The organism is Spirosoma foliorum (assembly GCF_014117325.1).
GTDB classification, from domain to species: Bacteria; Bacteroidota; Bacteroidia; order Cytophagales; family Spirosomataceae; genus Spirosoma; species Spirosoma foliorum.
The window spans coordinates 7195001-7207095 of record NZ_CP059732.1 but is presented as its reverse complement, the minus strand read 5'-3'; the positions used below and the strand labels follow the sequence as shown (position 1 = coordinate 7207095).

Below are 12095 nucleotides of genomic sequence, written 5' to 3'. Positions count from 1 at the left end.
CGGACCGTCCGCTTTACAGTTTCAAAAAATTCTCCAGAATCCGCTGGCCAACGTTTCCGCTGATTTCAGCGTGAAATTGAGCGGCATAAAAATTATCCCGATGCAGCATAGCACTGAATGGCCGGACGTAATCACAGACAGCTGTGGTTTCGGCGCAGACATCGGCCGCATAGCTATGCACAAAGTACATATATGCGTTTTCGGGCAGGCCTTCCGTAAGTGGGCCTTTTAAGCTATAAATATTATTCCAGCCCATATGCGGCACTTTCAAGCCAGCGTCTGCCGGAAACCGCCGTACATCGATGTCGAAAATACCCATGCAGGTTGTATCGTTCTCTTCCGAATACCGACACATAAGTTGCATACCCACACAGGTTCCTAAGACCGGTTGTTTCAAGGACGGAATCAACTTATCCATTCCACGCTCCCGCAGATAGGCCATTGCAGTGCTGGCTTCGCCCACACCTGGAAAAATCACTTTATCAGCCGAGCGGATTTCAGCTTCATCGTCGGTAAGCAGGTAACTGGCTCCCACGCGCTCCAGCGCGTACATGACAGACTGAACGTTACCTGCGTTGTATTTGATAATGACGGTTTTCATAAAACTTAATGGATAATGTACAATGTATAATGAAGAATGTTGCTACTGGCATTATCCATTCTTCATTATACATTATTCATTAAAAAAGCCCGGTTCCTTAGCAGAACCGGGCTTTGTATATTGTGGTAATCAGGATTGTCTTTCTGAATTCACAAACACGAGCATCTTGTTCTGCTGCGCTACCGCTCAGAATGATGATGCCGATGGTTTGTGGTTGCTAAAATCATAAGGCAAAGGTAAAGGCTTGGGTTTGTAAATCAAAACAAACTCTTTTGGAGGTATTTAGACTTTTGCGCTGAGTCAATTGATTCGCCGAATTCTGATTTTCTGAATTGTTACGGTTGTAAAACAACCTATTAACTCCGTAAGACGTTCTGAAAGCAACTGGGTTAGTACTTGACGCATGACTTCTGTTTCCTTGAAATGATATCGAAGAAACAGGACACTAATTCCTTTTACATTATGGGCAAATACCCACTCACCAAAATCTTTGTCTTCCGTCAGAATAATACGGGGCGGATTGCGCGATGATTCAATTACAGCCTCATCGCGAATCCCCCGGTTTGATTCATATACAGAATATACCTCAATTCCTAAATCGCGAATAGACGAAATAAGGCTATGGTCAATGTTTTCGTCCGCTATAATCATGCGGCTTTCAACATAATTACTTCTTCGTTTGCCAGTACATCAGACGCATACATAAGAGCAGCCATAACATCCGCTTCCTGAAGATGTGGATACATTTTTAGCAGATCAGGTGTTGTGGCCCCTTCCGACAATTTACGCAGCAGTAACTCGACGGTAATGCGAGTCCCTTTAACAACAGGTTTTCCAAGCATTACCCGATGGTCAGACTCAATTCGTTCTTTATAGTTCATTGCTACAATATTAATCAAAACAAACTCCCTTGTACAACTTTGGGTTGCAAGACTGGCTCGCGGAGATTCAGACCGCAGTGTTTATTCAATTCGCGAATCCAGTACAGAATCAGTTCGGGAGCGGTGTCGTTATCACCTCCGCCATGGATAAATAAGTACGCCGTTTGCAGACCCTTTTCAAACCAGGTTTTCAGTCGTTGAATCCAGGCATCGGTGCGGGTATAATCTGTGGGGTGGCCTTCGTTGGCGATGAATCGTAGTGTCAGTACAGGACTGCTTAAACCCATGTGCAAGACATCACGCCGACCAGCTACATCGGTAATGACGACATGCCGACGTAGCAAATGTAATCGTTCGAGCGTCTGTTGCCAGACCGTTGCCTTACTGAACCAATCCGGGTGTCGAAACTCAACGGCTACGTCTAATTCATCGGGCAGGCTTTTTAGGTAGGTTTCCAGAATAGGCCATTTGTCGGGTGCGAAATTGGGGGGTAGTTGTAAAAATGTCATTCCCAGAAATTCTTCCAGATTCAAAACGGCATTGATAAATTCTTCAGTAATCCCCTCTGTAGCAATCAATTGTCGTTCATGACTGATAATCTGCGGAAATTTGGGGCAATAAGTAAACCCCGGCGCAGCTTCGGCTTTCCAACGCTCGATCATTCCCGCTGTCGGAATTTGATAATGCGTTAGGTTTAGCTCGATTGTATTGAACTGACGCGTGTAATAATGCAGAAAATCGCGCTCTTTGGCATTCGACGGATATACCTTGCCGACATAGTCTTTGTTAGCCCAAATGGGTCCACCAATAGAGATTATAGGCCGATGCGTTGGTTCAACGGCGGCCCATATCCGTGCGTTGAACGCCGAACCGGGAGGCAGGGTAAAATTTACGGCATCAGGGTTCTGTATTTTTCCAAATTCCATACCTATGTCGGAGAAGTGTAGCGATAAAACTGGCAAAGACCCGCTTTCGTTTTTTCCCCCTATCCAATTTAACTAATTTTGTCTTTTATCCATAACTCCCAAGTCGCTATTTACTGTATGGATTTTGTTCATAGTAGTAGAACGCTATAGGGTTTTCATAGATTATGATTTCAAAGACATACGCCCCCCAGGAGATTGAAGAAAAATGGTATCAATATTGGCTTGATAACCAATTTTTCAAGTCTACACCCGATGAACGAGAGCCTTACACGGTCGTCATCCCACCTCCGAATGTAACGGGCGTACTGCATATGGGCCACATGCTCAACAATACCATCCAGGACGTGCTGGTTCGTAAAGCGCGTATGGAAGGGAAGAATGCTTGTTGGGTACCCGGCACCGACCATGCCAGCATCGCTACCGAAGCGAAAGTGGTGGCTATGCTGAAAGAAAGAGGCATCAGTAAAAAGGAGCTGACTCGTGATGAATTTCTGGAATATGCCTGGGAGTGGACCCACAAATATGGTGGTATCATTCTGCAGCAACTCCGCAAACTCGGTGCATCCTGCGATTGGGATCGTACTCGTTTTACCATGGAACCGTCTCTTCACGATTCGGTGATCGACGTGTTTGTTGACCTCTACAACAAAGGCCAGATTTATCGGGGTGTTCGCATGGTGAACTGGGACCCACAAGGCAAAACGGCCGTTTCTGACGAAGAAGTTATCACGAAAGAAATTCAGCAAAAGCTGGTTTACATTCAGTACGAAATAGCTGGGAGCGAAGGGAAAGATTACATCACGATTGCTACGGTTCGGCCAGAAACAATTATGGCTGATGCAGCTATTGCGGTCAATCCAAACGATGAGCGGTACACACATCTGCATGGTAAAAAAGCCATCATTCCGCTCATTAATCGCGAAATCCCCATCATAACAGATGAGTACGTAACGATGGATTTCGGAACGGGCGGCCTAAAAGTTACCCCAGCTCACGATCCGAATGACTACGCTTTAGGCATTAAGCACAACCTGCCCGTTCTGGATACGCTGAACGATGATGGCACGCTGAATGAGAAAGCACAGATTCTGGTCGGAATGGATCGATTTGCGGCTCGGAAGGCGATCATCAAGTTGCTGGAAGAATCAGGTAATCTGGTAAAAACAGAAGATTATAAATCGAACGTTGGCACATCGGAGCGAACAGGTGCTGTTATTGAGCCTAAACTTTCGTTGCAGTGGTTCCTGAAAATGGACGAGCTGTCGAAACCAGCGCTCAAGAACGTCATGGACGATACCATTCAACTCGTTCCACCCAAGTTTAAGAACATGTACCGATCCTGGATGGAGAATGTACATGATTGGTGTATCAGTCGGCAATTGTGGTGGGGACAACGGATTCCGGCGTTTTATATGCAGGATGGAACGGTTATCGTGGCTAAAAACAAACACGAAGCCCTGGAAAAAGTACAGCACGAAATGCTGCTTTTTGCCATGACCGAAGCCGATCTGACCCAGGACGAAGACGTTCTGGATACCTGGTTCTCGTCGTGGCTTTGGCCGATTTCGGTATTTGACGGACTGAAAGACCCCAACAACGCCGATATCAATTATTATTATCCAACGAACGATCTGGTTACCGCACCCGAAATCCTGTTTTTCTGGGTTGCCCGGATGATTATCGCTGGCTATGAATACCGGGGAGAAGCGCCCTTCAAAAACGTTTACCTGACAGGTATTGTCCGCGATAAGTTAGGTCGTAAAATGTCTAAATCGTTAGGTAACTCGCCCGACCCACTCGACCTAATTGAAAAGTATGGTGCCGATGGGGTTCGGACTGGTATGCTATTCAGTTCAGCAGCTGGTAATGACCTCATGTTCGACGAAAAATTGGTGGAACAGGGCCGTAACTTCAGCAATAAAGTCTGGAATGCGTTCCGCTTGGTAAAGGGCTGGACGGTTAATGAATCGATTGATGGCGCGCCCAATCAATCGGCCATTAACTGGTTTGAATCAAAACTGAACGCAACGCTGATCCAAATTGAAGATGATTTCAGCAAGTTCCGTATCTCGGATGCCTTACAGTCTGTTTACAAGCTGATCTGGGATGATTTCTGTTCACAGTATCTGGAGCTGATTAAACCTGCTTTTGATGCTTCGACTGGTACGCCCCAACCAATTGACCGCGTTACCTACGAAGCCACCATTAATTTCTTCGAGCGACTAATGAGGTTAGCGCATCCATTCATGCCGTTTATCACCGAAGAAATCTGGCAGGATATTCGTGATCGGAAAGAAGGGGATAGCATTTGTATAGCGCCTTTCCCTAAAGCCGGAGCTGTTGACTCGCAAATTCTGACCGATTTTGAGACACTATTCGATATCATTTCCAATGTTCGGAACATTCGGAACTCGAAGCAGATTTCGCCAAAAACCGAGCTTCCACTGGCAATTAAAACAGCTTCATCTAGTCGCTTTGAGGCATTGGAATCGCTAATTCAGAAAATGGCTAATGTTTCGAACATCAGCTATATCAGCGAGAAGGTCGAAAACGAATCGTCACTGGGTGTTTCGTTCCTGATCAAAAGCGATGAGTTCTTTATTAATCTGGCGGGCGAGATCGATGTTGAGCTGGAAATTGCCACTACTCGTAAAGAATTAGAGTACAACATCGGCTTCCGCGATTCAGTACTAAAAAAACTATCGAACGAGAAGTTTGTAGCCAATGCCAAACCTGAGGTAATTGAGCGCGAGCGTCAGAAACTAGCCGATGCCGAATCTAAAATTCAGGCATTAGAACAGCGACTTAAAGATTTAGGGGCTTAGCTATTAATAGCTTTTCTCCCGTTTACTTCCTGATTATGACCATATTTTAGCCATTCAGGAAATATTAACAATAACTTATAAGGCAATAATACAATTATTTGATCGAATAATTGTATTATTGCCGACTATCATTTTCTATCATCAATGAACAAATGTATTTTTCTGGACCGCGACGGTGTTTTAAACGAAGATCGAACGGACTACGTCTATCGCGTTGAGGATTTTATCATTCCTGATGGAGTACCGGAAGCATTGCGTTTATTAAAAGATGCAGGTTATTTGCTGATTGTCATCACAAACCAGGCAGGTATTGCCAAGGGGCTCTACACGCGAGATGATGTCATGCTCTGTTATAACTACCTGCAGGATCAATGTGGTAAACTCATTGATGATATTTATTATTGCCCGCATCATCCCAAATACGACAGCGAATCACTTACTCGTAAACCCGGTTCGTTACTGCTCGAAAAGGCGATGGCTAAATACAACATCGCGCCAGATGGTTCGTGGATGATTGGTGATGCGCTGCGCGATATGCAGGCTGGTAAACGCGTTGGCGTTCGAACAGTGCGCATTGCCCACGATCCAGAGCATTCATCAGAATGCGATGGCTACGCAACCAGCCTGCTCGAAGCTTCCCGATTTGTTCTGGAATATGCCGCCTAATCTTTGTGATACTAATAGAAAAGCCCGACTTATTCATGAATAAGTCGGGCTTTTCTATTGGCTAATAAAACGTTTTCTTACGCTCGTACCTGCGTTGGCGCGGGCTTCGTCTGCACACTGCCATAGGCAGGACAATTTGCCTTACGGGAGCAGGCTCCAAGTGAGAGGGTAGCTAATACAGTCCCAAGAATCAGTAGCTTTTTCATGAAGTTGTTCGTCCGTTTGTCTCGTTAACACCCAGATAATTAAACGAAAATAGTGCCAAAACCTGTACAGTTAACGATTTATCGGGACTAATTTTCCTCCTTCAACAGTTCTGCTTCCTCTTCGCGCTCTTCAGCGGCTTCTGTAGCCTCTAATTCAGTCATACCGGGTTCAGCACCACCATAGCCCAGAATCTTCAGCATAACCTCGCTATTTTGCTCAGGAGCGAACAAACGAGTCCGGAGGTTACCTTCCTCATCCTTATCAACAATAACGTGCTGTGGGGCCGGAATCAGGCAATGCTGGATACCACCGTAGCCACCCAATGATTCCTGATAAGCTCCGGTATGAAATAGCCCGATATACTGATCTTCCGTATCCTGATCGAAAATCGGCAGGTACAAGTCGGCACTGTGAGCCTCAGTATTATAAAAATCGTGCGAATCGCAGGTTAGTCCGCCCAGATTTACCTTCTGATAAGGGTTTTCCCAGTTATTCACCGACAACATAATGTATTTCTGCCCCAAACCCCACGAATCAGGTAGTTGCGTAATAAAAGAGCCATCAATCATATACCACAGCTCTTTGTCGTTCTGTAGCTTCTGATCAATCACTTTATAAATTACAGCACCACTTTCGCCAACTGTGTATGAACCAAACTCAGTAAAGATATGCGGTACTGGTACGTTGTTCTTGTTGCAAATCCACTGAATACTCTCCACGATCTGATCGATCATGGCCTGGTAGTCGTAGGTGAACTGGAACGACGTTTGAATCGGCATACCACCACCAATATCGATCGAATCAAGATCCGGGCACATTTTCCGCAGTTCGCAGTATTTGTACATAAACCGGCTCAACTCACTCCAGTAATAGGCGCTGTCCTTAATACCAGTGTTAATAAAGAAGTGAAGCATTTTCAGCTTAAACTTCTCATTTGGCTGGATTTTGTTGCGATATAGTTCATTCACATCGCTATAGCGAATCCCAAGACGAGACGTATAGAATGCGAAATTCGGCTCTTCGTCTGTAGCAATTCGAATACCGAAATTGACTGTATCAGCAGTTACTGAGTTCTCATAAGCTTCAATTTCTTTGAGGTTATCAAGTACTGGAATACAGTTGGTAAATCCTTCATTGATTAACTCACTAATATATTGGGTATACAAGGGTCGTTTATACCCATTGCAAACAATATATGTACTTTTTGAAATCTTATCCATCTTAACCAATTCCCGAATAATGGGAATATCGTAAGCTGATGAAGTTTCGAGGTGCACATTGTTCTTAAGCACTTCATCGAGTACAAACCGGAAATGGGACGATTTCGTACAATAGCAATACGTATAGTTACCCTTGTAGTTATACCGTTTCATTGCATTCTTGAACAGCAATTTGGCATGTTCAATATGCTCCGTAATTTTTGGTAAATACGTCAATTTCAAGGGCGTACCGTACTCCTTGACAATGTCCATTAATGGGACATTATTGAACATCAGTTCGTTGTTCTCGACGTTGAATTCCCGTGTTGGAAATTCAAACGTCTGGTCAATCAGATCATAGTATGTCTTCATCCCTACGGTTAGCGCGTAAAATGAGTGATCCGGCGGTCCGGTTTTCCGCTGTTGCGGTTCTGGTTAACAAAAAAATAGGCGCGAATTTGGCCCCGAAAATCCGGCTTTCCAAGTAAAGTCTATTCGCAAGCTAGTCAACGAAAAAGTAGGCAGTTTGATTCGGAAATCGTAGAAATTTAACAGTTTCAAAACATACAAAATCGGCCCACTGTTTAAGTTCATCGGGCAAACCAAAAAGAAGACGTACTTTTGCCCATCGACATTGACTGATTTATCGAATGCCCCAGTCTATTCATTTCATTTCCATGGGTGGCAGTGCCATGCACAACTTGGCGCTAGCTCTACAGAAACAAGGCCACACGATTACTGGCTCCGACGATACGATCTATGAACCTTCGCGAACGCGACTGCAACAGTATAGTTTACTGCCTGCTGAAATGGGTTGGTTCCCGGATAAAATCAATACGGGTTTAGATGCCGTTATTGTTGGCATGCATGCCCGGAAGGACAATCCAGAACTAGCAAAAGCAATCGAATTAGGTTTACCCATTTATTCGTATCCCGAATTTATTTATCAGCAAAGTCAGGAAAAGCAGCGAATCGTTATTGCGGGTAGTCACGGCAAAACAACGATTGCAGCCATGATTCTGCACGCACTGAAATACCATAACCGAATCTTCGATTACTGGATTGGTGATCCAATTGATGGGTTTGACACGACCGTTCAGTTATCCTCAACAGCTCCGTTGATTATTATTGAAGGCGATGAATATGCATCGTCACCGATTGATTCACGCCCAAAGTTTTTACATTACAAGCCCCATATTGCACTTATTAGCGGTATTGCCTGGGACCATATTAATTTATATCCGACCTGGGATGAATATGTTGATCAGTTTGAGTCATTAGCAGAGGCAATGCCCAAAGCAGGTATACTGATTTTTGACGAGTCAGATGATATGCTCGACGTTATTGGTCAGAAAGAACGGGATGATATAACCAAAGTCCCGTATTTTCCTCACCCTGAGAAAGTTATTGATGGCCAAACCTACCTAATCACAAAACAGGGAAAACAGATACCTATTCAGTTATTTGGCCAACATAATCTTAAAAACATTGCTGGAGCTATGACTGTTTGTGACCGTATCGGCATCACAGAAGAACAGTTTTACGAAGCTATTCCAAGTTTCAAAGGAGTAAGCTATAGGTTAGAAAAAATCGCAGAATCAGGTAATCGGATTGTGTATCGTGATTTCGCTCATTCCCCAGCTAAAGTTGAAGCAGCAACGGAAGCTGTAAAGCAACAATATCCTTCCAAAGAATTAATAGCCATGGTTGAGCTCCATACGTTCAGCAGCTTAAACAAAGCTTTTCTGGATCAATATAACGCTACAATGAATGCTGCGGATGAAGCTGTGGTATTTATTGATACGAAAACGTTAGCTGATAATCATCTAAGTCTGATCACAACTGAGGAAGTTAAAGCCGCGTTCGATCATAAGAATTTACACGTTTTTACTGATGCGGCTACCTTACAGGATTATCTACGAACCAAACAGGGTAAGAAAGACCAAATTTTTCTGCTGATGAGTTCTGGAACATTCGATGGAATGAATGTAAAGGCTGTAGCAGACGAATTAACCCATTACTAACACTAATCACAGACGGCTTGAAACCGTCTTTTTTTATGCAAAGCATTGTTGTTTATTGTGCATCAAGCCTTGGCACCAATCCAATTTATAACGAAGTTGCTATTGAGCTTGGGCAAAAGATGGCCGCTCGTAACATTCGCCTGATTTACGGTGGTGGTGGCTTTGGGCTAATGGGTAATGTCGCTAACGCTGTTTTACAAGGCAGTGGAGAAGTAACGGGCGTAATCCCGAATTTCCTAGCCGACCTTGAGGTTGCTCATACTACGCTTACGGAAATACATTTTGTCGAAACAATGCACGAACGGAAGTTTAAAATGGTGCAATTGGCAAAAGGTGTAATTACACTTCCTGGTGGCTACGGTACGCTCGACGAATTATTCGAGATTTTAGCCTGGCGACAACTTAAGCTTTATGATGGGCCAGTTGTTGTCATTAATATTAATGGTTTTTATGATCTAATGCTCCAACAACTAGATCGTATGGTTGCAGATGGCTTCTTGAAAGCCGAAAATCGTAAGCTATTGCTTGTTGCTAGTTCAGTTGATGAAGCCTTGCGACTGCTAAGTGATTTCTGGGAGTCTTTGTAACGATTCTAGGTTTATAAATAAAAAGGGGTCCATTTTCTTATGAGAATGGACCCCTTTTTATTTTACTGTTTGTTAAAACGCAAGAAAGCCTGTCGGTTAGGACAGGCTCTTTTCTTAATTTCAGTCAGGTGGCACCTTCCTACTCTCCCGCTTGTGACAGCAGTACCATCGGCAGTACGGGGCTTAACGGCTCTGTTCGAGATGGAAGAGGTGAACACCCGCCTTACCAGCACCAACCTGAGTGACTCTTCAGACACCAGCCTTTCGGCTTACGTATCAATATCGGTATGTCTTTTTCCCCACAGAGAGAGACCCTGATTTCGTCTGTCACCAACCCCACCAACCAATCACCAATAGAACAATCTCTTCAAGTAAACACCATAACACGCGTCCGGGGACATTAGTACGGCTCGGCTCAACATGTCTCCATGCCTACACCTGCCGCCTATCAACGTTGTCGTCTACAACACCCCTTTATACCGGAACACTCATCTTCAGGCCAGTTTCGCACTTAGATGCTTTCAGCGCTTATCTGTTCCCCACGTAGCTACTCGGCCGTGCCTGCGGCCAAACAACCGATTCGCCAGCGGTGAGTCCATCCCGGTCCTCTCGTACTAAGGACAGATCCCGTCAGTATTCCCACGCCCACCACAGATAGGGACCGAACTGTCTCACGACGTTCTGAACCCAGCTCGCGTGCCACTTTAATCGGCGAACAGCCGAACCCTTGGAACCTTCTCCAGCCCCAGGATGTGACGAGCCGACATCGAGGTGCCAAACCTCCCCGTCGATGTGAGCTCTTGGGGGAGATCAGCCTGTTATCCCCGGCGTACCTTTTATCCTTTGAGCGATGGCCCTTCCATGCGGAACCACCGGATCACTATACCCTGCTTTCGCACCAGATCGGCTTGTGGGCCTCACTGTCAAGCTTGCTTCTGCTATTGCACTCCCCTGCCGATTACCGTCCGGCATGAGCAAACCTTGGGAAACCTCCGTTACCCTTTCGGAGGTGACCACCCCAGTCAAACTACCCACCAAACGCGGTCCTGTCTCCAGTTAGAACGCCAGTCAGCCAAGGGCGGTATTTCAAGGTTGATTCCACGATGCCTGGCGACACCGCTTCGCAATCTCCCGCCTATCCTACACATGCCTGACCGGCATTCAGCGTTAAGCTGTAGTAAAGGTGCACGGGGTCTTTCCGTCCCGTGGCGGGTAAGCGGCATCTTCACCGCTACTACAATTTCACCGAACTCATGGTTGAGACAGTGCCCAGATCGTTACACCATTCGTGCAGGTCGGAACTTACCCGACAAGGAATTTCGCTACCTTAGGACCGTTATAGTTACGGCCGCCGTTTACTGGGGCTTCAGTTCAAACCTTCGAGTTACCCCTAAGCTCCCCCCTTAACCTTCCAGCACCGGGCAGGTGTCAGACCCTATGCGTCAACTTTCATTTTGGCAGAGTCCTGTGTTTTTGGTAAACAGTCGCCTGGGCCTCTTCTCTGCAGCCGCTGTTGCCAGACGGCCCCCCTTATCCCGAAGTTACAGGGTAATCTTGCCGAGTTCCTTAACCATGATTCTTTCGCGCACCTTAGAATATTCATCCCAGCTACCTGTGTCGGTTTACGGTACGGGTATCCATACGCTTAACGTAAATCTACTTTTCTTGGAAGCCCCGTCAACTCTTCGCTTCAGCCGAAACCTCCGCTCAACGCCCTATTCCGTCAGGACCTAGAATCTCTGGCACTCCGTCATAAATTTACCTGCATAGATAGTACAGGAATATTAACCTGCTCCCCTTCAGAAATCACGTGTCCGCTTATCCTTAGACCCCGACTAACCCTCCGATGACTGCCATCGCGGAGGAAACCTTAGCTTTTCGGTGTGAGGAGTTCTCATCCTCATTCTCGTTACTTATGCCTACATTTGCTTTTCTATGCGGTCCACCATAGCTCACGCCACAACTTCACCCCCCATAGAATGCTCTCCTACCACAATACACTCGTGTGTATGTCCATACCTTCGGTGGTGTGCTTGATGCCCGTTTATTATCGACGCCCGCCCCGCTCGACCAGTGAGCTGTTACGCACTCTTTAAAGGAATAGCTGCTTCCAAGCTAACCTCCTGGCTGTCTCAGCAGCCGGACCGCCTTTGTTCAACTTAGCTCACACTTAGGGACC

The 12095-nt window shown here is 45.6% G+C and carries 10 protein-coding genes and 2 rRNA genes (1 of these 12 cut by a window edge); 4 read left to right on the top strand and 8 right to left on the bottom strand.

The features are described 5' to 3' along the window. Positions 1 to 13: 13 nt before the first annotated feature. The 4 genes from hisH to H3H32_RS30245 form a co-directional block, all read right to left on the bottom strand. Complete coding sequence (gene hisH / locus H3H32_RS30260; protein ID WP_182459465.1) at positions 14 to 601, bottom strand: imidazole glycerol phosphate synthase subunit HisH; 588 nt, start codon at positions 599 to 601, stop codon at positions 14 to 16. 300 nt (positions 602 to 901) lie between these two features. Further along, complete coding sequence (locus tag H3H32_RS30255) at positions 902 to 1252, bottom strand: DUF5615 family PIN-like protein (RefSeq protein ID WP_182459464.1); 351 nt, start codon at positions 1250 to 1252, stop codon at positions 902 to 904. Beyond that, positions 1249 to 1482: a DUF433 domain-containing protein gene (locus tag H3H32_RS30250; RefSeq protein ID WP_182459463.1), complete on the bottom strand. Its 234-nt coding sequence runs from the start codon at positions 1480 to 1482 to the stop codon at positions 1249 to 1251. The genes H3H32_RS30255 and H3H32_RS30250 overlap by 4 nt, the downstream gene beginning before the upstream one ends. A 14-nt stretch (positions 1483 to 1496) precedes the next feature. Then, entirely contained in the window at positions 1497 to 2408 is a 912-nt protein-coding gene (locus H3H32_RS30245) for a DUF72 domain-containing protein (protein ID WP_182459462.1), read from the bottom strand. A 164-nt stretch (positions 2409 to 2572) separates the two neighbouring features. On the opposite strand from H3H32_RS30245, the gene H3H32_RS30240 reads away from it, so the two are divergent. After that, positions 2573 to 5233 carry a valine--tRNA ligase gene (locus tag H3H32_RS30240; protein WP_182459460.1) on the top strand — a complete coding sequence of 887 codons (2661 nt, stop codon included), beginning with the start codon at positions 2573 to 2575 and terminating at the stop codon, positions 5231 to 5233. A gap of 144 nt (positions 5234 to 5377) precedes the next feature. Further along, positions 5378 to 5899 (top strand): D-glycero-alpha-D-manno-heptose-1,7-bisphosphate 7-phosphatase, encoded by a 522-nt coding sequence (locus tag H3H32_RS30235; RefSeq protein WP_182459453.1) that lies wholly within the window; start codon positions 5378 to 5380, stop codon positions 5897 to 5899. A 77-nt stretch (positions 5900 to 5976) separates the two neighbouring features. Here H3H32_RS30235 and H3H32_RS37935 read toward each other — a convergent pair whose 3' ends face one another. Together H3H32_RS37935 and H3H32_RS30230 are read right to left on the bottom strand one after the other, a co-directional pair. Continuing rightward, positions 5977 to 6105 carry a hypothetical protein gene (locus H3H32_RS37935; RefSeq protein ID WP_256432926.1) on the bottom strand — a complete coding sequence of 43 codons (129 nt, stop codon included), beginning with the start codon at positions 6103 to 6105 and terminating at the stop codon, positions 5977 to 5979. A gap of 87 nt (positions 6106 to 6192) precedes the next feature. Then, positions 6193 to 7677: a type III PLP-dependent enzyme domain-containing protein gene (locus H3H32_RS30230; protein ID WP_182459452.1), complete on the bottom strand. Its 1485-nt coding sequence runs from the start codon at positions 7675 to 7677 to the stop codon at positions 6193 to 6195. Between the two features lie 278 nt (positions 7678 to 7955). Here H3H32_RS30230 and H3H32_RS30225 point away from each other — a divergent pair, with 278 nt between their 5' ends. Together H3H32_RS30225 and H3H32_RS30220 are read left to right on the top strand one after the other, a co-directional pair. Further along, positions 7956 to 9329, top strand: coding sequence for a UDP-N-acetylmuramate--L-alanine ligase (locus H3H32_RS30225; protein WP_182459450.1), 1374 nt, complete (start codon positions 7956 to 7958; stop codon positions 9327 to 9329). A gap of 35 nt (positions 9330 to 9364) precedes the next feature. Then, positions 9365 to 9916, top strand: coding sequence for an LOG family protein (locus H3H32_RS30220; RefSeq protein WP_182459448.1), 552 nt, complete (start codon positions 9365 to 9367; stop codon positions 9914 to 9916). Positions 9917 to 10042: 126 nt separating this feature from the next. Here H3H32_RS30220 and rrf read toward each other — a convergent pair. Continuing rightward, positions 10043 to 10153, bottom strand: a 5S ribosomal RNA gene (gene rrf, locus H3H32_RS30215). Between the two features lie 142 nt (positions 10154 to 10295). Further along, positions 10296 to 12095, bottom strand: a 23S ribosomal RNA gene (locus tag H3H32_RS30210) (it continues 1029 nt past the right edge of the window).